Source organism: Pseudomonas sp. LB3P81 (assembly GCF_054897965.1).
The window spans coordinates 852,219-871,690 of record NZ_JBUBVG010000001.1 but is presented as its reverse complement, the minus strand read 5'-3'; the positions used below and the strand labels follow the sequence as shown (position 1 = coordinate 871,690).

Below are 19,472 nucleotides of genomic sequence, written 5' to 3'. Positions count from 1 at the left end.
TCAATACGTGTTATCGCAGGCTTAGCGTCGGCCCAGCAACAAACCAACGACCAAACCGAAACCGGCGGAAATGGCCACGGTTTGCCATGGATGCCCGCCGATGTAGGTTTCAGTGGCTTCGACCGCCGGCAGGGTCCGGTCACGAACACGAGTGACCGAGTCCCGTGCCTGCTGGAGTTTCTGGGCGATTTGTCCGCGAAGCGTGTCTGCTTCTTCACCGACCAGTGACGCACTGCTTTTGAGCAGTTTTTCCGACTCTTCGATCAGCGCCTGAAGTTCGCTGAAAGCCTGATCCTTGATTTGGTCTTCGGCGGCTTGTGCGGCGGTTTTCCGGGCCATTGGGTGACTCCTTGCAGGTGAATGGGCAGTGAACAATGGAGTCTGCCGCGACGGAAAAAGTTGCAGCGATTTTGCGCGCGGACGCCATCCTGTAGAAAAATCCAGCGCAGGACATTTCTTCCTACAGTGTAAGATGTCGCCCATTTACGCAGCAGGTAACTCCCCATGAGCTTCAATCTGGCCGACAAACCCCTTGCCGAGCGCGCGGCGCTTGAAGACGAGAAGTCCCGTCTGTTCGAACTCTGGCAAAACAACCTGGGCAAAGCCAAAGGCGAAGCCGCGCGGTTGTTCGGCGAGCGCGCCAAGCGCAAAGGCAAGTGGGCCGAATGGGTCCGTTCCGAACTTGACGGCATGTCGCCTCCGGAATTCGCGAACATGGTGCGCAGTGAAGTCAATCGGTTGATGGCGGCCAAGTAAATTACTGCTGGCAAACTCCTGTAGGAGCTGCCGCAGGCTGCGATCTTTTGATCTTGTTTTCAAAAGGCAAAATCAAAAGATCGCAGCCTGCCGCAGCTCCTACGCGCTCGCAAAGATTGCGACAATCGCCTCACGCACTTTCAACACCACCGGATCGAGCTGAGTGCTGGTGCGCCAGCCCAGTTCGATCGGGTAGCGCGGCAACGCCAAAGGGCAGGGCAGCAGCGCCAGGCCGCAGAGCGCTGCAAGGCTTCGGGCGGCATGCGCCGGAATGGTCGCCACCGCTTGACTGCCCTTGAGCAGATGCGGCAACGCCGCGAAATGCGTGGTCGAGGCGCAGACCCGCCGGCTCAGTCCCAACGCCGCCAGCCCTTCGTCGGTGATTCCGATAAAGCCACCCGATGACACCAGAATATGCTCACGGGTGACGAACTCCTCAAGGTCGATGGTGTGCTGTCCGGCGGCCAGACTCGTCGGGTCAACCAGACACAGATAATCGCCTTCACCCAATACCTGACGGCTGAGCAACCGTTCGGCAAACCCGCCGGCCGTGATTGCCAGATCAATGCTGCGCTCCATCAACGCCTGCGCGACGATCTGACTGTGAGTCTGGCGGAAGATCAGCCGCAGCTTCGGCGCGCAGCGGGCGATTTCCTCGATCAAGCGACGCCCGTAGGCGATTTCGAAATCATCTGACAAACCGACCGTGACCGAGCGGCCGTCGTAGTGATGGGCGGTCGGATCGACCATCGCCAGGCTCTGTCGGCATTTGTTCAGCGCATCGCTGACCACCGGTTTCAACTGATTGGCCTTGAGCGTCGGCGCAAGGCCTCGGCCAGTGCGCACAAACAATTGATCGCCGTACACCTCGCGCAGCCGGCGCAATGCCGCGCTGACCGCCGATTGCGTCACGCCCAGACGCAGCGCCGCACGGCTGGCGCTGGACTCTTCATGCAAGGCTTCGAAGACTTTGAGCAGATTGAGATCGACGGTGGCGATATTCATTTTGTTCATATCATTCAGCATCTGGATGGGCTTTATTCATGATCCCGTGACGCCTGAGAATGAGCAACACCTGATGTGAACGGAGTGACCGCGATGCCCAAGTCAATCGTTGCTGCACTGCAAATCGGCGCCTTGCCCGGCGGCAAGGCTGAGACGCTGGAACAGATCCTGTCTTACGAAAACGCCATTATCGAGTCCGGTGCTTCGCTAGTGGTCATGCCCGAAGCGTTGCTGGGCGGATACCCGAAAGGTGAGGGGTTTGGCACACAATTGGGTTATCGACTGCCGGAAGGTCGTGAAGCCTTTGCCCGTTATTTCGCCAATGCCATCGATGTGCCTGGCGCGGAAACCGAAGCGTTGGCCGGGCTGGCGGCTCGCACCGGTGCGAACCTGGTGATCGGAGTCATCGAGCGCGCCGGCAGCACGTTGTATTGCACCGCGTTGTACTTCGATCCGCAGGCTGGATTGGTCGCCAAACACCGAAAACTGATGCCCACGGGCACCGAACGGCTGATCTGGGGCAAGGGCGACGGCTCGACGTTGCCGGTGATCGACAGCCAGGTCGGGCGTGTCGGCGCGGTGGTGTGCTGGGAAAACATGATGCCGCTGCTGCGCACGGCGATGTACGCCAAAGGCGTGGAAGTGTGGTGCGCGCCCACGGTGGACGAGCGGGACATGTGGCAGGTCAGCATGCGCCACATCGCCCATGAAGGCCGCTGCTTCGTGGTCAGTGCCTGTCAGGTTCAGGACTCTCCACAAGCACTGGGCGTGGAGATCGCCAACTGGCCGGCGGACCGGCCGTTGATTTCTGGCGGCAGCGTGATTGTCGGCCCGATGGGCGATGTTCTGGCCGGGCCGCTGCGTGGCGAGTGTGGACTACTCACCGCCGAAATCGACACCGACGACCTGATCCGCGCGCGGTATGACTTTGACGTCGTCGGCCATTACGCGCGCCCGGACGTGTTCGAATTGACCGTGGATGAGCGCGCCAAACCGGGCGTGCGCTTCACCGCATAACTCAAACTGTGGGTGCGAGTTTATGTGGTGAGGGGATTTATCCCCGTTCGGCTGCGGAGCAGTCGCAAACCCTGTGGATGCGATCTATCTGACGAGCCACGATTACAGAATTTGGGGCCGCTTCGCAGCCCAACGGGGATAAATCCCCTCGCCACACAGGCTTGCTCCCACATTGGATTTACAGCGCTATTGAAGTCACCAGGTTCCAGTCGTCGATCCCGGCAAACTGAGCTTGCCACTGTCGGTGAAGCGCATCGTGCCGAACAAGCCGCCCGCCAGTTTGCCGCGCAAGACATAAGGCAGATTGTTCAGGGTTTGGGTCTGGCCCAGGCCCAATGTCTGGCGCAGCACCGAGAACGCCGAAACGCTCACCGGCACGGTCAGCACTGTCTCGGAAAAGCGCGCAATCGAGCCCGACTGATCACTGACCCCGGAGGCGAGGGGCTGGCCGTTGACTGACAGGTCCAGGGCCACGCCGTTGTAGTCGATGGGTGTTTCATTGGGATTCTGTACGCGGATCTTCACGGCGAAACGCACTTCCATGTCCTGACTCTGCAGCGGTTCGAAGCCAACCACGTTGATGTTCAGCGGATCACGATTGGGCAACAGGGCGCAGGCGCTCAGGGACAGCAGAAGGAGGGAAAGGACAACGGCGTGAATACGGCGCATGGACATGCTCTCTTGAAGAAAAGGCCGAACCACCGGTGGCTCGGCCTTGAGCCTGTCTAGCGGTTCAACTGTGCGACAACCGCAGGCGTGGTGGGTTCACCTTTGGCCGGGACATCCGGGTTTTCCATGACCTGGAGGATCGAGGCTTCCGGATCGAAATCGTCTTCTTCCAGCTCGATGAATTCTTCGGGCAGGAAGATATTCAGCACGATAGCGCACAACGCGCCAACGGTAATGGGTGATTCGAAGATGTTATGCAGCGCTTTCGGCAACTCGCGCAGCACCTCCGGCACGGCCGCCACACCCAGGCCCATGCCGAGGGAAATCGCCACGATCAGCATGTTGCGCCGATGCAGGCCGGCTTCGGCGAGGATCTTGATGCCAGCCACCGCAACGGTGCCGAACATCACCAGTTCAGCGCCACCCAGCACCGGTTTGGGCATCAGTTGCAGCACCGCGCCGATCATCGGGAACAACCCCAGCACGACCAGCAGGCCGGAAATGAAAAACGCCACGTAACGGCTGGCCACGCCGGTCAGTTGAATCACGCCGTTGTTCTGCGCAAAGGTCACCATCGGCATGCTGTTGAACACCGCCGCCATGGCCGAGTTGAGACCGTCGGCAAGCAGACCGGACTTGATCCGGCGAATGTAGAGCGGACCTTTGACCGGCTGCCGGGAAATCATCGAGTTGGCGGTCAGATCACCGGCGGCCTCCAGCGGCGACACCAGGAAAATCACCGCCACCGGCACGAACGCCACCCAGTCGAAGTTGAACCCATACTTGAACGGCACCGGCACGCTCATCAGCGGTACGTCGGGCATGCTGCTGAAATCCACATGGCCAAGAAGCCAGGCGACGACATAGCCGAGGGTCAGGCCGATCACGATCGCCCCGAGGCGCAGGAACGGCACGTCCACCCGGTTCAGCACCACGATAGTGCCGAGCACCAGCGCCGCCAACGCCAGATGACTGGCCGCGCCGAGATCCGTCGCGCCGAAGCCGCCGGCGATGTCGGTCATGGCGACTTTGATCAGCGACAGTCCCATCAGCGTGATGATGGTTCCGGTCACCACTGGCGTGATCAGCATCCGCAGCTTGCCGATGAACTGGCTCAACACCACTTCAATGAACGCGGCGAAAAAACACACGCCAAAGATCGTCGAAAGAATTTCATCGGTGCCGCCGCCACGAGCCTTGACCATGAAACCGGCGCTGAGGATCACGCTGATGAACGAGAAACTGGTGCCTTGCAGACACAGCAAACCGGAACCGATTGGACCGAATCGTCGTGCCTGGACGAAGGTGCCCAGGCCCGAGACGAACAGCGCCATGCTGATCAGATAAGGTATTTCGCTTTGCAGACCGAGGGCGCTGCCCATGATCAGGGTCGGGGTGATGATGCCGACGAAACTGGCGAGTACGTGTTGCAGGGCAGCGAACACCGTGGCGGTCAAATGCGGGCGGTCGTCGAGGCCGTAGATCAGGTCGCTGTGGCGCGGGGCAGGGGCTTTTTCAGAGGCGGTCATGGTGGTTTGCGTGCCGAAAGGCGTGCCGGGTCAAAAAATGGAGGCGCAGGATGCCAGAACGGTCCGCCCACAGCAAAAAGAACAACCCAGGCAAGATCAAAAGATCGCAGCCTTCGGCAGCTCCTACGCCGATCCCATGTAGGAGCTGCCGAAGGCTGCGATCTTTTGATCTTCAGGCAAACGCCGCGAGTAGGTCCTCTTCAAAGGCTTTCTGCGCATCCCCCGGCACCTGCGCACGGTGGCGGGCCAGGTGAAATGCCACGTCGAAACTCATGTCGCTGCGGCACACGGCCCTGAGCAACCCTTTGTCCTCCCAGCTGCGGGCAAAGTGACTGGGCAGATAACCGACGTGCTTGCCGGACAGGATGAAGGCGAGGGTGCCTTCGACCTGTTCCGAACGCGCCGAGCACCGCTTTCCCTGGAAGGGCTCATCGCTGCGCAGAAAGCGGTAAGGGTGATCCACCCGGTCGCAGGCCTGCAATGCTTGATCGTCCGGTGCCTCGTTGGTGAACAGCGGATGGCCGGGGGCGCAATACAAATGCTGGGTTTCGCTGAACAGTTCGCGGTAGTCAAACGCGCTCTGCACCTGTGAGAAATAACCGATCGCCAGGTCCAGCCGTTGTTGCAGCAGCAAGCGCTCCATCTCACCGGGCATGGCGCTGATCAACTCGATGCGCACCGACTCATCGCGTTCGCGAAAGCGGCGGATCGCTTGGGCCACTCGTTGCAGCACCGATTGATCCACGGCTTCGGACAGCCCCAGACGCACTTCGCCGATCAAGCGGCCGGCCACGCCATTGGATTGATGACGGAACGCTTCGATGGACTCGAACAGTCCACGCGTCGCGATCAGCAGTTGTTCGCCTTTGGGGGTGATCCTGAATCCGCCCTTGCCGCGACTGCACAACCGATAGCCGAGCCGGGTTTCGAGCCTGGCCATTTGCTGGCTGATGCTCGATTGACTCAGGCCGAGTTCACCCTGGGCCGCGCTGAAACCGCCGCATTCCACCACGCTGACAAACAGACGCAGCAATTGCAGATCCACATCGTGAAGCTGGCCGAGCATCAAACATTACTCCGCAATAAAGTCAGGATAATTGACTTGGTATTTTTCCAATGTATCCGACGATGCATGCTGCAGCCACTTCCTCTGGTCAGGTGTTCGTCATGGGTCCCTCATTCAAGCTGTGTTTACCCGCGCTGTTCCTTTCCATGGTGGTGTCGGCTCAGGCCGAGGAGAACGTCGTCAATCTCTACAGTTGGGCCGATTACGTGGCGCCGGAAACCTTGCAGCGCTTCGAGCAGGAAACCGGCATTCACGTGCGCTACGACACCTTCGACTCCTCGGAAGTCCTGGAAACCAAGCTGCTCACCGGCGGCAGTGGCTATGACGTGGTCGTGCCGTCGTCCAGCGTTTTGGCGCGCGGATTGGCGGCCGGTGCGCTGAAGGCGATTCCCCACGAAGGCCTCAAGGGCTACGCCAACCTTGATCCGGACTTGCTGGAAAAACTCGCTGCGGTCGATCCCGGCAACCGCTACGGCGTGCCGTATACCTGGGGCACTTTGGGTCTGGGGATGAATGTCGAAGCGGTGAAAAAGCGTTTGCCGAATGTACCGCTCAACAGCCTCGATCTGCTGTTCAAACCTGAATACGCCAGCCAGTTGAAAGACTGCGGCATTGCCATTCTCGATTCGCCGCAAGAGGTGATCGGCCTGGCGCTGCACTATCTGGGTAAAGATCCCTACAGCACCGACAAGTCTGATCTGTCAGCCGCCGAGGCGCTGTTGCATCAGCTTCAGCCGAATGTGCTGTACGTCGCGACCGGGCGGCAGATCAGCGATCTGGCCAATGGCAGCGTTTGCCTGGCGTTGACCTACAACGGTGACGCCAGCATGGCCGCCGATCAGGCGCGCAAGGCCAACAAACCCTACGAAGTGGCGTACCGGATTCCGAAGGAGGGCACGCTGGTCTGGCAGGACAACCTGGCGATTCCCAAGGACGCGCCGCACCCGGAAGCTGCCCGCGCCTTCATTGAGTTCATGTTGCGCCCCGAGTCCGTCGCGGCGCTGACCAATACGCTGTTCTTCGCCACGGCCAACCAGGCCGCCACACCGCTGGTGGATGAGGCAGTGCGCACCGATCCGGACATTTACCCGCTCGCCGATGTGCGCGAACGGCTGTACGCCGACCGCAGCATGAGCCTCAAGGACATGCGTCAGCGCACCCGCTTGTGGACCACTTTCCGTAGCCGCCAATAAACCAATAACAAGGAGCACCTGATGGACGTCCCTGTGCAAAACGATCAGGCCATGACCCGCGACAGCCTCTATGGGACTGCCGCCGAAAGCACCTACGCCGGCATCACCAGTTTCATGCGTCGTCGCTACAGCCGCGACTTGCGTGGTGTAGACATCGCCGTCAGCGGTGTGCCGTTCGATACCGCCACCAGCAACCGTCCCGGTGCGCGTTTCGGACCGCGGGGCATTCGTGCGGCATCCACCGGGATTGCCTGGGAACGCCACTGGCCGTGGGCGTTCGATCCGTTCGATCACCTCGCCGTGATTGATTACGGTGATTGCGATTTCGATTACGGCTCCCCGCAGTCGGTGCCGGAAAGCATTGAAGCCCACGCCAAGCACATTTTGAATGCCGGTTGCGCGATGCTGACGTTCGGCGGCGATCACTTCATCAGTTACCCGCTGCTCAAGGCCCACGCCCGTAAACACGGGGCGCTGTCGCTGATCCACTTCGACGCCCACAGCGACACCTGGCCGGACGAAGAGGGCAAGCGTGTCGATCACGGCACCATGTTCTGGCATGCGGCGAAAGAAGGCTTGGTGGACCCGTCGCGCTCGGTGCAGATCGGCTTGCGCACCACCAATGACGATCATCAGGGCTTTCAGGTGTTGGATGCGCGGCAAGTGCATCGCCGTGGGGTGGATGCGATTGTCGAAGCGATTCGGGCGCGGGTCGGTGATAACCCGGTGTACCTGACGTTCGACATCGACTGCCTCGACCCGGCCTTCGCCCCTGGCACCGGAACGCCGGTGTGCGGCGGTTTGAGCACGGTGCAGGCGCTGGAAATTCTCGGCGGGTTGCGCGGGATCAATCTGGTGGGAATGGACGTGGTGGAAGTGGCGCCGGCCTACGACAGTGCGGACATTACCTCACTGGCGGCGGCGACGTTGGCGATGGAGATGCTGTGTTTGTATGCGGCTAAACATAAGGTCGATAAGTAACACGCCGGCCAATGTGGGGGCGAGCCTTTGTGGTGAGGGGATTTATCCCCGTTGGGTCGCGTAGCGGCCCCAAATTCTGTAATCACGGTGCTTCAGATAGACCGCATCCATCGAGTTTGCGACTGCTTCGCAGCCGAACGGGGATAAATCCCCTCACCACAAAGGCCCGCTCCCACAATTAGATCTGTGTCAGGCCACCGGGATTATTGGCAGATCCAGGGTTTCACCCCCGCTAAACCGTGCAAAAGAACCGGCAATGGATTCATGTGGCACACCCTTCGCCACTTCGCTGATTCCATCAAGGCGCAACAACTGATCGGCACTCAACTGCACATTCAACGCGCCCAACGTTGCATCCAGCTGCTCACGCGTACGCGAACCCAGAATCGGGATCAGTGCCGACGTCGAGCGTTTGGCTTTTTCCCGCAGCCAGGCAATGGCCACGTGCGTCGGGCTGGCGCCCAGCTCCGCCGCGACGGCGAGCAAGGTGTCGAGCAGGGCGGTTTCGCGGGTACTTTTCTCGGCGTGGACCAGCATGCCCAGTTTAGCGGCGCGATTGTTCTCGTCGCCGGAGCGGTATTTGCCGGTCAGGAACCCGCCACCCAGCGGCGACCATAGGGTTGCGGCCAGCCCCAACGCTTCGGCCATGGGCAGTTGTTCCCGTTCGGCGGTGCGTTCAGCAAGGCTGTACTCGACCTGAATGCCGGCAATCGGCGCAAAACCGCGAACTTCGGCCAGCAGGTCGGCTCGGGCGATGCGCCAGGCCGGGAAGTTCGACAGCCCGGCGTAATGAATCTTGCCGGTGCGCACCAGATCATCGAAACCCCGCAGGATCTCTTCCATGGGCGTGACACCGTCGCTCATGTGCGCCCAGAAGAGGTCGATGTGATCGGTCTTGAGCCGTGTCAGGCTTTCTTCCACGGCGCGAACCATGTTCTTGCGGTTGTTGCCGGTGTGGGAAATCCCCGCAGCAGGCGTAGTCCCCAAGGTGTATTTGGTGGCGATGACCAGGCGATCGCGCTCCGGGGCGATGAATTCGCTGAGCATGGCTTCCGACTGACCACCCTGATAGCCGTTGGCGGTGTCGATGAAATTGCCGCCGGCCTCCAGATAGCCATCAAAAATGCGTTTGGCTTCATCGCGCTCGGCACCATGGCCCCAACCCGTACCAAAGTTGCCGGCGCCCAGCGCCAGTTCCGAGACGCGCAAGCCGGTTTTTCGGCCGAACACTTTGTAATGCATGGGATGACTCCTGAAGGAAAGACGCGGCGGCTCAATATAAATGTCGTGTGACATGTATTAAAAATGATGCCTGTCATGTATTTCGTCAAGGCCCTTTGTCATGCGTGGCATAAGGGCCGACCACCGGGCGCATCGCTGCTGCCACTTTCTGACAGGGCCCTCTGCTAAGCTCCGACCACTTTTCCGGACAGAGCCTGCCAATCGTGTCTCGCACCACGCGTTTACTGACCCTGTTGCAAGTGCTGCGCGGCAAGAGTCGCCCGGTCACGGCGGCGACGCTTGCCGGTGAACTGGAAATTTCCGAGCGGACGCTCTACCGCGACATTGCGGAACTCACCGCACTCGGCGCGCCGATCTACGGCGAGGCAGGAATCGGTTACGTGTTGCGCAGTGGTTTGTTCCTGCCGCCTTTGATGCTCAACGCCGACGAAACCGAAGCCATCGTGCTGGGACTGCGCTACGTGGATCAGCGCGGTGATGAAGTGTTGAGCAAGGCCGCGGCCGATGCGCTGGCCAAGATTGCCGCGGTGCTGGCGCCCGAAGCGCTGGACGCTTTACGCAACCCGACGGTGTTGCCGGGCCCGCCTGGTTATGGCTTTGCGCCCAACGCCGTGCCGCTGACGGTGTTCCGCCAGGCGATCCGCGATCAGGCCAAGTTGCTCATCGACTATACAGATGCTCAGCAAGTGTCGAGTCAACGGCTGATCTGGCCGTTGGCGCTGGGATTTCTCAATGAGGTGCGGATCATCGTCGCCTGGTGTGAATTACGCGGTGCCTATCGGACTTTTCGCACTGACCGGATTTCGGCGGCGAACGAGCAGGGCGAACGTTATCCGGGGCGGCGGGGCGACCTGCTGCGCACCTGGCGCAAGCAGATGCAACTGGATGAAGCCGGGCGTTTCACTCCTGACAAGAACTGACACAGGGGTGTTTTAGCATGGCTCCAGAACCAATCAACAAGGAGTTATAAGCATGTCCAGTCCCGCCTCTTCGCTGGCGCCCGCCATCGCCGCTTACCTTGCTGCCGCCAATGCCCGCGACACCTCGAGGGTCGCCAGTTACTTCGCTGAGGATGCCAATGTGTTCGATGAAGGCCAGCATCAGATCGGCGCCCAGGCCATCGCCCAATGGATGCAAGACACCGCCCGGCGTTATCAGCCAAGGGTCGAAGTGCTCGACGTGCAACTGCGTACCGGCAAGGTACTGGTGCATAACCGGGTGTCCGGCACGTTTCCCGGCAGCCCGCTGGAATTGCGCTACATGTTCCGTCTGAACGAGCAGGGCAAGATCGCTCGACTGGACATTTCACTGTAGAGACCGCGTCGCGATGGCATACTGCCGCGCATGAATATCGACTCCCCGTTAAGCGCCTGGCAACACGCCATCGAACAGAAGGGCTTCGTTCAGGACGAGGCCCAGGAACATGCTGTCTGGGCGCTGCAAAAATGCTACGAAGCGCTGCATGAAGGTCGCACGCCGGTGACGGGCGTTTACCTGTGGGGCCCGGTCGGGCGTGGCAAGACCTGGTTGATGGACCAGTTTTACCAAAGCCTTCAGGTCCCGGCCCGACGCCAGCACTTTCATCACTTCATGGGTTGGGTGCATCAGCGCTCGTTTCAACTGACCGGCACCGCCGATCCGCTGAAAGCGCTGGCCCGGGAATTGAGCGAAGAAGTGCGCGTGCTGTGCTTCGACGAGCTGTTCGTCAACGATATCGGTGACGCGATCATTCTCGGGCGCTTGTTTCAGGTGATGTTCGACCAGGGCGTGGTGGTGGTCTGCACCTCCAATCAACCGCCGGACCTGCTATACGCCGATGGCTTCAACCGCGACCGCTTCGTGCCGGCCATCGAGGCGATCAAGCAGCACATGCAGGTGATTGCGGTGGATGGCGGCGAAGATCATCGCCTGCATCCCGGTGCCGGTTTGCAACGCTATTGGGTGGCCGCGCCCGGCCAGCCCGGCGCGCTGGGTGATGTGTTCAAGGCGTTGACCGCCGGCCAGTCGGTTTCCCGTGAGCCGATCAAGGTCGGCTACCGTTCGCTGAATGTGGTGCAGGCCAGTGAAACCGTGCTCTGGAGCCGTTACGCCGACCTCTGCGAACAACCCTTTGCCGCCATGGACTTCATGGCCCTGTGTGACACCTACAAGGCTATTCTGTTGAGTGACGTGCCCAGCCTCAGCGCGCAAAAGCGCGAAGGGCGCATCGCCCGTGGCACCGAAGACGGTGCTGAACGGGTGGTCGCGGGCGATCGCGAATTGCCGCAATTGTCGGTGCATGACGACGGTGTGCGGCGTTTCATCGCGTTGGTGGACGAATGCTACGACCGCAAAGTGCCGTTGTACCTTGAGGCACAGGTGCCGATGGAATCGCTCTACACCGAAGGTTATCTGGAATTCCCGTTCCGCCGCACCCTCAGCCGATTACAGGAAATGCAGCTGCAACGTTTCGCCGACGCTTGAACCCAAGGAGCCGCGAACATGAACCAGCCCTTGTCCCATCATTTGCTGACCATGGCCTATCAGAACGCCTGGGCCAACCATCGACTGGCCAAGGCCTGGGGGCAGTTGAGTCCCGAGGACCTGGCGGCGCCACGGGTCAGCTTCTTCCCCAGCCTGCGCGCGACCCTCAATCACATCCTGACCTGCGACTGGTTTTACGTGGATGCGCTGGAACGGGAGTTGCGCGGGGATGCGCCGCATCCCGAGTGCTCTGTGTTTTTCAACGAAGACGAGCCGTTCACCAACGCCATGGACCTCAAGCGCGAACAGGCTCAGGTGGATCGCCGGTTGATCGCTTACTGCGAGCAACTGCGTGACGCGGACCTGGGCAAGATCGTGACCATCGCCCGGGACACGCCGCAACACGACAGTCGGTTGCGCATGCTGTCGCACCTGTTAGAGCACCAGATTCATCACCGCGGGCAGATTCACGCGATGCTCAGCGGTACGTCGATCGCGCCGCCACAACTGGACGAGTTTTTCTGTGCCGGCGAGTCGGGCCTGCGGGCTGCGGATTTCGCCGAACTGGGATGGACCGAAGCGCTGATCTGGGGGCATTGAAAGCTGCTTTTCCCTGTAGGAGCGAGCACGCTCGCGATGGACGTCAACGATAACGCGGGCTTGCTTTTTAAACGCGGAGCTCTCAGGCTCATCGCGAGCAGGCTCGCTCCCACAGTCGAGGATGGAAATGGAATTCGCAGAAATTCTTGTGCTTCAGGCCAGCTACACCAACCCAGTGCATGTCGAGGCTATGCGCCTTGTGTTGAATCACTACGCAGAAGACCCGATGGGCGGCGGTCATTCCTTGCCCGCAGAGGTGCTGGAGCACCTTCCGGGGGAACTGGCCAAGCGTCCCCATGCATTCAGTGTGCTGGCTTTCGTCGGTGGCGAACCGGCAGGGCTGGTCAATTGCTTTGAAGGCTTTTCGACGTTTGCCTGTCGCCCGCTGGTCAACGTGCATGACGTCGTGGTGATGAAGCCGTTTCGAGGATTGGGCCTGAGCCAGAAGATGCTGCAAAAGGTCGAGGAAATCGCCCGTCAGCGTGGCTGCTGCAAAATCACCCTGGAAGTGCTGGAAGGCAATGCCGTGGCCCAGTCGTCCTACGCCAAATTTGGCTTTAGCGCCGGCATGTTCGATCCGGCGCACGGGCGGATGTTGTTCTGGACCAAAGCGCTGTAGCGGCTGGCAGACAAACAAACTGTAGGAGCAGCCGGTCGACGCTCGATTGCTCGCGATGGACTCAAGAGCGTCGCGTTTAACCAGTCAACACGCGTCTTCGTTAACGACCATCGCGAGCAATCGAGCGTCGACCGGCTGCTCCTACAAGGGGTGTATTTGCATCAGTCCATCAACGTTTGTAATGCTCCGTCACTTGCGCCGTTTGATCGTCCGGAACCCGGACTTCAGCGGTTTGCTGACTCTGATTCTCCTGTTGGTTGAATCGCATGCTCTCGTAGTAATAGCGCATGCGTTCAGCGCCACCTTCGGCAAATGCGCTGACCGAAACGAAGGTCATCAGGCCGGCAACGATCAAGGGTGTACGTTTCATGTTTCGCCTCCCATAACGGATATCGGATGCCTTTCATTCATGAAGCAATGTCGCGCTAACATTATCTGCCGATTTCGTTAAATGGGAATTACCGCGCCTGAGGCTCCCCGTCCTGAAAGCATGAGCAAGAAAAAGGGGCCTGAAACGGCCCCTGAAAGATTTACTTCTGAACGACGCCCGCAGGGTTCGGCTTCACCTTGGGTTTGATCAGGCTGAAGTCGATCAACGCCTTCTGCTCGCGTTCATAAGGATTGCCGATCATCAGTGGGCGCGGTTTGAAACTGTCGCTGACCAGGCTCTTGCTGCGATCGAGCTCATCGAAACTCAGGCCCGCCAGATCGGCCCAGGTATGGATCAGGTGCGAGCTGCTGTACGGCCGCCCCAGATCCCCGGCGAAGCTCCAGTCATGGTTCTCGCGCCACTTCGGCGAAGCCCAGGCCATGAACGGAATGGTGTACATCGGCGCCGTCGGCTTGGCTTCGTTGCGACCGAGCGTGTTATGGCCCGCCGAATCGAAAACGTCTTCACCGTGGTCGGAGAGGTACAGCAGGAAACCGTTCGGATCGCTCTTGGCGTAGTCCTTGATCAGGCTCGAAACCACGAAGTCGTTGTACAGCACCGCGTTGTCATAGCTGTTGTAGGTCGGCAACTGATCGTCACGCACACCGGCGGGAACGCCGTTGCGGTCCTGGAACTTGTCGAAGCTCGATGGATAGCGGTACTGGTAGCTCATGTGCGTACCGAGCAAATGCACGACGATCAACTTGCGCGGCGCCGCGTCGGCCAGGGCCTTGTTGAACGGCTGGATCACATCGCCATCGTACTGGGCGGCGTTCTGGTTGCGGTTGTTGTTCAGGTACACCTGCTCGTCGGCCTGCTCGGAGAAGGTCGTGAGCATGGTGTTGCGCTTGGTCATGGTCTGCTGGTTGGTGATCCAGAAGGTTTTGTAGCCGGCCTGTTTCATCATGCTGACCAGCGACGGGGTCGACAGGTACAGGTCCGGGTTTTCTTCGTCGGCGAAGGTCAGCACTTGCTGCAGCGCCTCGATGGTGTAGGGGCGCGGGGTGATGACATTATCGAAGACCGCCAGTTGATCCTTGAGCTTGTCCAGTTCCGGCGTGGTTTCACGCGGGTAACCGTAGAGACTCATGCGCTGACGGTTGGTGGATTCACCGATCACCAGCACCAGGGTCGCCGGCTGGTTGGCCATGGCGTCCTTGAGGTTGTGCAGCGGAGGGATCTTGCTCGTACTGTCGAGCATGTCCTGCATGCCGGCGAGGGTCTCGAGGTAACGGTGCCAGGCCACCGCCATCTGCCACGGCACCGCCGGTTCGATGCGGGTTTCGAATTTTTCGAAACCGTCGGCGAGGCTGCCGGTGCGGGCGGTCTGTTTGATCAGCGGATACCCGACCACGGCCACCAGAATGGCCGTCGCCGCCACCAGCGCGCGTCCGCGGGGCATGTACACCGGGCGCAACCGCGTCCACAGGAAATACGCGAACAGGGTGTGGGCAATGAACGCAGCCATCATCCACCAGGCGAAATACTGGGTCATGTATTCGCCCGCTTCAGAGATGTTCGACTCGAACATGATGAAGATGACGCTTTGGGAAAATTCCTGCTGATAGATGAAGAAGTAACCCAGGCTGGCCATTGAGCAGGCCCACAGCACCACGCCGATCAGCGCGGCCAATACACGGGTCTGTCGGGGGAACAGCAGCATCGGCGCGAGCCAGATGGCGCTCATCACGAAGGCCTGGCGGAACCCGGTGAATCCGGAAGTGCCCGTCAACTGGATCAGTAGTTGGGTGATGCCGGAAAAATACCAGAAGAACAGGAACAGCCAGAGAAGCCCAGCCCAATCGAAACCTTTCGCAGACGAACTGCCGCTGCGTTGAAACAAACCCATTGCGCGCTCCAGCCAGAATCACTTTCCACCGCCGGGACTGAAAAGTCGCCGACGAACAGGTGCCGCGCGGACACCGGGCGGCCATAAAAGGGGCCGGAGTATCAACAAGGGAATGTGAAAGTTTTGTGAGCTGCGAGTGCTGGCGAATCGGGAGGGCGTATCGGAAACAGCGCGGGGCTGCTTCCGATTCAGGCGAGGGGATCAGGCGTAGGGAGTATGTAGTCTGACTGGCATTGGCTGAGCCTGGATTCCTTGCGCCAGCAGGCGCAATTGCTCGACTTCCTGCTTCAGCTGGTCGCGCTCGTCTTTCAACTGGCGCAATTCATCGCGACGGATCGTGACGTAAAGAGTTTGTGCTGGCCGTGCTGCTTGTACTGTGCCCATTGCTCACCTCGCAAATGGCTTGCTCAACTGCAAATCCGCCCCGACATCGGGTGCTGACTTACTATCGGCGCTGATTTTGATTTCTTTTGCCTCGTAAGGGAACTTTTTTATTTTTTGCGGTCGTTGTGTCTTTGGCACGATTCCAGACGTTATCAATCTGGATCGGGCACAATGCCCGGAAACTTCATGCCAACGCTCTGGACTAACCCTCATTAGTCGCGTTGGGCTATAACCTTTGACACACATTTATTTGTAGTAGGGAGCATCAGCACATGCAACTCGGGATTATTGGACTGGGCCGCATGGGCGGTAATATTGCGCGGCGCCTGATGCTCAACGGGCATACCACCGTTGTTTACGATCGCAATACCGCCTTCGTCGATACCCTGGCCGCCGAGGGCGCCAAAGGCGTCATCGACCTGCCGGCCCTGGTCGCTGGCCTGGCCAAACCACGGGCGGTCTGGGTCATGCTGCCGGCCGGCGCACCGACCGAAGACACCATCGACACCCTGAGCACCTTGCTCGAACCCGGCGACACAATCATCGACGGCGGCAACACCTACTATAAGGACGACATCCGCCGGGCGAAAACCCTGTCGGAAAAAGGCCTGCACTACGTCGACGTCGGCACTTCCGGCGGCGTCTGGGGCCTGGAGCGCGGTTACTGCATGATGATCGGCGGCGAAGCCGAGGTGGTTAAACGCCTTGATCCGCTGTTCGACAGCCTGGCGCCTGGCATGGGCGATATCCCTCGCACCAAGGACCGCAAGTCGGACGACGACCGTGCCGAACGCGGTTACATCCACGCCGGTCCCGCCGGCTCTGGCCATTTCGTGAAGATGATCCACAACGGCATCGAGTACGGAATGATGCAGGCCTTCGCCGAAGGCTTTGACATCCTCAAGACCAAGGCCAGCACCAACCTGCCGGAAGATCAGCGCTTCGACCTCAACGTCGGCGACATCGCCGAAGTCTGGCGTCGCGGCAGCGTCGTGTCGTCCTGGCTGCTTGACCTGACGGCTGACGCCCTCGCCAGCGATCCAAAGCTCGACGGCTTTTCCGGCTCGGTGGCTGACAGCGGTGAAGGTCGCTGGACCATCGAAGCCGCCATGGAGCAATCGGTGCCCGTACCGGTGCTGTCGAACTCGCTGTTCTCCCGCTACCGTTCCCGCGGGCAAGGCACCTTTGGCGACAAGATTCTCTCGGCCCAGCGCTTCGGCTTCGGCGGCCACGTGGAGACTGCGAAAAAATGACCCGCTTGATCCGCAATAAATCCAAGGCAGAACCTGCACCACCGACCACGCTGTTCCTGTTCGGTGCCCACGGTGACCTGGTCAAGCGCCTGCTGATGCCGGCGCTGTACAACCTGAGTCGCGACGGTCTGCTTGGGGATGGACTGCGGATCATCGGCGTTGACCACAACGCCATCACCGATGAGGCCTTTGCGCAGAAGCTCGAAGATTTCATTCGGGCTGAAGTGGCGAGCAAGGTCGGCAAGGGCGATCAAGCCCTCGATCCGGTGTTGTGGGCCAAACTGGCCAAAGGCATCAGCTACGTCCAGGGCGACTTCCTGGACGACAGCACGTATCAGGCGCTCGCGGCGAAAATCGCCGCCAGCGGCACCGGTAACGCGGTGTTCTATCTGGCCACGGCGCCACGTTTCTTCAGCGAAGTGGTGCGTCGTCTCGGTGCCGCCGGTTTGCTGCAAGAGACGCCGGAAGCCTTCAGAAGGGTGGTGATCGAAAAACCGTTCGGCGCCGATCTGCACACCGCCGAAGCCTTGAACGCGTGCTTGCTCAAGGTGATGACGGAAAACCAGATCTACCGGATCGATCACTATCTGGGCAAGGAAACCGTGCAGAACATTCTGATCAGCCGGTTCTCCAACAGCCTGTTCGAAGCCTTCTGGAATAACCATTACATCGACCACGTACAGATCACCGCCGCGGAAACCGTCGGCGTGGAAACCCGTGGCAGTTTTTATGAGCACACCGGCGCCCTGCGGGACATGGTGCCCAATCACCTGTTCCAGCTGTTGGCGATGGTGGCCATGGAACCGCCGGCCGCCTTTGGCGCCGATGCGGTTCGCGGCGAGAAAGCCAAAGTGGTGGGGGCGATTCGTCCCTGGTCCACCGAAGAGGCACGGGCCAATTCGGTGCGCGGCCAATACGCCGCCGGCGAAGTCGACGGTAAGGCTTTGCCGGGTTATTGCCAGGAAAACAACGTATCGCCCGACAGCACGACTGAAACCTATGTCGCGCTCAAAGTCATGATCGACAACTGGCGCTGGGTCGGCGTGCCGTTCTACTTGCGCACCGGCAAGCGCATGAGCGTACGCGATACCGAGATCGTCATCTGTTTCAAACCGGCGCCTTACGCGCAGTTCCGCGATACCGAGGTCGATGAGCTGCAACCGACCTATCTGCGGATCCAGATTCAGCCCAACGAAGGCATGTGGTTCGATCTTTTGGCCAAACGCCCCGGCCCGGCGTTGAAAATGGCCAATATCGAACTGGGTTTTGCCTACAAGGATTTCTTTGAAATGCAGCCGTCCACCGGCTACGAAACCCTGATCTACGATTGCCTGACCGGCGATCAGACGCTGTTCCAGCGCGCCGACAACATCGAAAACGGCTGGCGTGCCGTGCAGCCGTTCCTCGATGCCTGGCAGCAGGACGCGAGCGTGCAGACTTACGCGGCGGGTGAAGACGGACCTCCGGCGGCAGAAGACCTGCTGACTCGCGATGGTCGCGTCTGGCATGACCTTGGATGAGTGACGAAACGCAACAACCCATTCGTTTTCTGCTCAGTGACATGGACGGCACGTTGTTGCTGCCGGACCACAGCCTCAGTCAGCGCACCATCGAAGCCGTGCGTTCGTTGCGCGAGGCGGGCGTGCTGTTCAGCCTCGCCACTGGCCGACCGCCGAAAGCCATGTTGCAGCAGATCGAGGTGTTGGGTGTCGATCTGCCGACGGTGGCATTCAATGGTGGCACGATCGTCAATCCCGACGGCAGTTTGCTGGTCGCGCATTACTTGCCGGCCACGGCCGCACTGACCACGTTGACGCTGTTTGCCGATCTGCCGGACATCGAGGTGTGGGTGTTCAGCGGCGGCGACTGGCTGGTAAAAGACCCGACCGGGCCGATGGTTCCCCGAGAGCAGCATGGCCTGGGGTATCCGCCGGTGAGGGTGGAGAGTTTCGAGCCGTATCTGCAACACATCGACAAGATCGTCGCGGCGAGCAATAACGCGCAGTTGTTGATTGAGCTGGAGGCGCAATTGCTGCCCAAGGTCGAGGGCCAGGCGCAGGTGTCGCGTTCGCAACCGGTGTATCTGGACGTAACCGCGATGCAAGCCAACAAGGGCGCGGCGCTGGCGACCCTCGCCGAGTTCCTCGGTGTGCCGCTGGAACAGACGGCAGCCATGGGCGACGGCGGAAATGACCCCGCAATGTTTCACCGCGCGGGTTTGTCGATCGCCATGGGGCAGGCGGAAGAGGCGGTGAAGCGTCAGGCTGACGTGGTGACCGGGGCCAACACCGAAGACGGCGCGGCGCAGGCGATCGAGCGGTACATCCTCTCTCAATAACAACTCCAAACCCATGTGGGAGCGGCGGTGCGGCGGTCCGACTTGCTCGCGAAGGCGGTGTGTCATCCAACATCAACT

21 protein-coding genes are annotated in these 19,472 nt (G+C 60.2%); 12 read left to right on the top strand and 9 right to left on the bottom strand.

Annotation, left to right across the window (positions count from 1 at the left end):
• Positions 1-21 precede the first annotated feature (21 nt).
• Positions 22-339, bottom strand: coding sequence for an ElaB/YgaM/YqjD family protein (locus tag ACYZTL_RS03935; RefSeq protein ID WP_008029950.1), 318 nt, complete (start codon positions 337-339; stop codon positions 22-24).
• A 165-nt stretch (positions 340-504) separates the two neighbouring features.
• Between ACYZTL_RS03935 and ACYZTL_RS03930 the strand changes: the two genes are divergently transcribed.
• Positions 505-756, top strand: coding sequence for a hypothetical protein (locus tag ACYZTL_RS03930; RefSeq protein WP_007937833.1), 252 nt, complete (start codon positions 505-507; stop codon positions 754-756).
• 99 nt (positions 757-855) lie between these two features.
• Here the strand turns inward: ACYZTL_RS03930 and ACYZTL_RS03925 are convergent, their stop codons facing one another.
• Positions 856-1,770, bottom strand: coding sequence for a LysR family transcriptional regulator (locus ACYZTL_RS03925; protein ID WP_461950670.1), 915 nt, complete (start codon positions 1,768-1,770; stop codon positions 856-858).
• 84 nt (positions 1,771-1,854) lie between these two features.
• Between ACYZTL_RS03925 and ACYZTL_RS03920 the strand changes: the two genes are divergently transcribed.
• A complete protein-coding gene (locus ACYZTL_RS03920) occupies positions 1,855-2,778 on the top strand; it encodes a carbon-nitrogen hydrolase family protein (protein ID WP_461950669.1) in 924 nt (307 codons plus the stop codon).
• A gap of 195 nt (positions 2,779-2,973) precedes the next feature.
• Here ACYZTL_RS03920 and ACYZTL_RS03915 read toward each other — a convergent pair whose 3' ends face one another.
• From ACYZTL_RS03915 to ACYZTL_RS03905, 3 genes are all read right to left on the bottom strand, one after another.
• Entirely contained in the window at positions 2,974-3,447 is a 474-nt protein-coding gene (locus ACYZTL_RS03915) for an LEA/WHy family protein (RefSeq protein WP_461950668.1), read from the bottom strand.
• Positions 3,448-3,503: 56 nt separating this feature from the next.
• Positions 3,504-4,976, bottom strand: coding sequence for a nucleobase:cation symporter-2 family protein (locus tag ACYZTL_RS03910; RefSeq protein WP_461950667.1), 1,473 nt, complete (start codon positions 4,974-4,976; stop codon positions 3,504-3,506).
• 172 nt (positions 4,977-5,148) lie between these two features.
• Positions 5,149-6,042, bottom strand: coding sequence for a LysR family transcriptional regulator (locus ACYZTL_RS03905; RefSeq protein WP_461950666.1), 894 nt, complete (start codon positions 6,040-6,042; stop codon positions 5,149-5,151).
• A gap of 101 nt (positions 6,043-6,143) precedes the next feature.
• Here ACYZTL_RS03905 and ACYZTL_RS03900 point away from each other — a divergent pair, with 101 nt between their 5' ends.
• Both ACYZTL_RS03900 and speB read left to right on the top strand, forming a co-directional pair.
• Complete coding sequence (locus tag ACYZTL_RS03900) at positions 6,144-7,235, top strand: polyamine ABC transporter substrate-binding protein (protein WP_461950665.1); 1,092 nt, start codon at positions 6,144-6,146, stop codon at positions 7,233-7,235.
• 21 nt (positions 7,236-7,256) lie between these two features.
• Positions 7,257-8,216, top strand: coding sequence for an agmatinase (gene speB / locus ACYZTL_RS03895; RefSeq protein ID WP_461950664.1), 960 nt, complete (start codon positions 7,257-7,259; stop codon positions 8,214-8,216).
• Between the two features lie 189 nt (positions 8,217-8,405).
• On the opposite strand, the gene ACYZTL_RS03890 is transcribed toward speB, so the two are convergent.
• On the bottom strand, positions 8,406-9,458 hold the full coding sequence (locus ACYZTL_RS03890; protein ID WP_461950663.1) for an aldo/keto reductase: 1,053 nt from the start codon (positions 9,456-9,458) through the stop codon (positions 8,406-8,408).
• A gap of 203 nt (positions 9,459-9,661) precedes the next feature.
• Here ACYZTL_RS03890 and ACYZTL_RS03885 point away from each other — a divergent pair, with 203 nt between their 5' ends.
• From ACYZTL_RS03885 to ACYZTL_RS03865, 5 genes are all read left to right on the top strand, one after another.
• Complete coding sequence (locus ACYZTL_RS03885) at positions 9,662-10,378, top strand: helix-turn-helix transcriptional regulator (protein ID WP_461950662.1); 717 nt, start codon at positions 9,662-9,664, stop codon at positions 10,376-10,378.
• Between the two features lie 52 nt (positions 10,379-10,430).
• Positions 10,431-10,772 (top strand): nuclear transport factor 2 family protein, encoded by a 342-nt coding sequence (locus tag ACYZTL_RS03880; RefSeq protein ID WP_461950661.1) that lies wholly within the window; start codon positions 10,431-10,433, stop codon positions 10,770-10,772.
• 30 nt (positions 10,773-10,802) lie between these two features.
• A complete protein-coding gene (zapE, locus tag ACYZTL_RS03875; RefSeq protein ID WP_461950660.1) occupies positions 10,803-11,921 on the top strand; it encodes a cell division protein ZapE in 1,119 nt (372 codons plus the stop codon).
• 18 nt (positions 11,922-11,939) lie between these two features.
• A complete protein-coding gene (locus ACYZTL_RS03870) occupies positions 11,940-12,521 on the top strand; it encodes a DinB family protein (RefSeq protein ID WP_461950659.1) in 582 nt (193 codons plus the stop codon).
• A 127-nt stretch (positions 12,522-12,648) separates the two neighbouring features.
• Entirely contained in the window at positions 12,649-13,140 is a 492-nt protein-coding gene (locus tag ACYZTL_RS03865) for a GNAT family N-acetyltransferase (protein WP_461950658.1), read from the top strand.
• Between the two features lie 169 nt (positions 13,141-13,309).
• Here the strand turns inward: ACYZTL_RS03865 and ACYZTL_RS03860 are convergent, their stop codons facing one another.
• The 3 genes from ACYZTL_RS03860 to ACYZTL_RS03850 all read right to left on the bottom strand — a co-directional run bounded on the left by ACYZTL_RS03860 (position 13,310) and on the right by ACYZTL_RS03850 (position 15,803).
• On the bottom strand, positions 13,310-13,510 hold the full coding sequence (locus ACYZTL_RS03860) for a hypothetical protein (protein WP_461950657.1): 201 nt from the start codon (positions 13,508-13,510) through the stop codon (positions 13,310-13,312).
• 160 nt (positions 13,511-13,670) lie between these two features.
• Positions 13,671-15,419, bottom strand: a complete 1,749-nt coding sequence (locus ACYZTL_RS03855; protein WP_461950656.1) for a phosphoethanolamine transferase CptA — start codon at positions 15,417-15,419, stop codon at positions 13,671-13,673.
• A gap of 201 nt (positions 15,420-15,620) precedes the next feature.
• Positions 15,621-15,803, bottom strand: a complete 183-nt coding sequence (locus ACYZTL_RS03850) for a DUF6026 family protein (protein WP_461950655.1) — start codon at positions 15,801-15,803, stop codon at positions 15,621-15,623.
• Positions 15,804-16,075: 272 nt separating this feature from the next.
• On the opposite strand from ACYZTL_RS03850, the gene gnd reads away from it, so the two are divergent.
• From gnd to ACYZTL_RS03835, 3 genes are read left to right on the top strand one after another with little or no spacing between them, the layout of a single operon-like run.
• A complete protein-coding gene (gnd, locus tag ACYZTL_RS03845; protein WP_461950654.1) occupies positions 16,076-17,056 on the top strand; it encodes a phosphogluconate dehydrogenase (NAD(+)-dependent, decarboxylating) in 981 nt (326 codons plus the stop codon).
• Positions 17,053-18,576: a glucose-6-phosphate dehydrogenase gene (zwf, locus tag ACYZTL_RS03840; protein ID WP_461950653.1), complete on the top strand. Its 1,524-nt coding sequence runs from the start codon at positions 17,053-17,055 to the stop codon at positions 18,574-18,576. Before gnd ends, zwf begins: the two co-directional genes overlap by 4 nt.
• Complete coding sequence (locus tag ACYZTL_RS03835; RefSeq protein WP_461950652.1) at positions 18,573-19,394, top strand: HAD family hydrolase; 822 nt, start codon at positions 18,573-18,575, stop codon at positions 19,392-19,394. Before zwf ends, ACYZTL_RS03835 begins: the two co-directional genes overlap by 4 nt.
• The last annotated feature ends 78 nt before the right edge of the window (positions 19,395-19,472 follow it).

Bases quoted from the DNA above. Each gene is read 5' to 3' on its own strand.
- ACYZTL_RS03835 (WP_461950652.1), top strand. From the start codon at position 18,573: ATGAGTGACGAAACGCAACAACCCATTCGTTTTCTGCTCAGTGACATG.
- speB (WP_461950664.1), top strand. From the start codon at position 7,257: ATGGACGTCCCTGTGCAAAACGATCAGGCCATGACCCGCGACAGCCTC.
- ACYZTL_RS03855 (WP_461950656.1), bottom strand. From the start codon at position 15,419: ATGGGTTTGTTTCAACGCAGCGGCAGTTCGTCTGCGAAAGGTTTCGAT.
- ACYZTL_RS03860 (WP_461950657.1), bottom strand. From the start codon at position 13,510: ATGAAACGTACACCCTTGATCGTTGCCGGCCTGATGACCTTCGTTTCG.
- ACYZTL_RS03910 (WP_461950667.1), bottom strand. From the start codon at position 4,976: ATGACCGCCTCTGAAAAAGCCCCTGCCCCGCGCCACAGCGACCTGATC.
- ACYZTL_RS03870 (WP_461950659.1), top strand. From the start codon at position 11,940: ATGAACCAGCCCTTGTCCCATCATTTGCTGACCATGGCCTATCAGAAC.
- ACYZTL_RS03900 (WP_461950665.1), top strand. From the start codon at position 6,144: ATGGGTCCCTCATTCAAGCTGTGTTTACCCGCGCTGTTCCTTTCCATG.
- ACYZTL_RS03890 (WP_461950663.1), bottom strand. From the start codon at position 9,458: ATGCATTACAAAGTGTTCGGCCGAAAAACCGGCTTGCGCGTCTCGGAA.
- zwf (WP_461950653.1), top strand. From the start codon at position 17,053: ATGACCCGCTTGATCCGCAATAAATCCAAGGCAGAACCTGCACCACCG.
- gnd (WP_461950654.1), top strand. From the start codon at position 16,076: ATGCAACTCGGGATTATTGGACTGGGCCGCATGGGCGGTAATATTGCG.
- ACYZTL_RS03915 (WP_461950668.1), bottom strand. From the start codon at position 3,447: ATGCGCCGTATTCACGCCGTTGTCCTTTCCCTCCTTCTGCTGTCCCTG.
- ACYZTL_RS03925 (WP_461950670.1), bottom strand. From the start codon at position 1,770: ATGAACAAAATGAATATCGCCACCGTCGATCTCAATCTGCTCAAAGTC.
- ACYZTL_RS03935 (WP_008029950.1), bottom strand. From the start codon at position 339: ATGGCCCGGAAAACCGCCGCACAAGCCGCCGAAGACCAAATCAAGGAT.
- ACYZTL_RS03905 (WP_461950666.1), bottom strand. From the start codon at position 6,042: ATGCTCGGCCAGCTTCACGATGTGGATCTGCAATTGCTGCGTCTGTTT.
- ACYZTL_RS03865 (WP_461950658.1), top strand. From the start codon at position 12,649: ATGGAATTCGCAGAAATTCTTGTGCTTCAGGCCAGCTACACCAACCCA.
- ACYZTL_RS03850 (WP_461950655.1), bottom strand. From the start codon at position 15,803: ATGGGCACAGTACAAGCAGCACGGCCAGCACAAACTCTTTACGTCACG.
- ACYZTL_RS03930 (WP_007937833.1), top strand. From the start codon at position 505: ATGAGCTTCAATCTGGCCGACAAACCCCTTGCCGAGCGCGCGGCGCTT.
- ACYZTL_RS03920 (WP_461950669.1), top strand. From the start codon at position 1,855: ATGCCCAAGTCAATCGTTGCTGCACTGCAAATCGGCGCCTTGCCCGGC.
- zapE (WP_461950660.1), top strand. From the start codon at position 10,803: ATGAATATCGACTCCCCGTTAAGCGCCTGGCAACACGCCATCGAACAG.
- ACYZTL_RS03880 (WP_461950661.1), top strand. From the start codon at position 10,431: ATGTCCAGTCCCGCCTCTTCGCTGGCGCCCGCCATCGCCGCTTACCTT.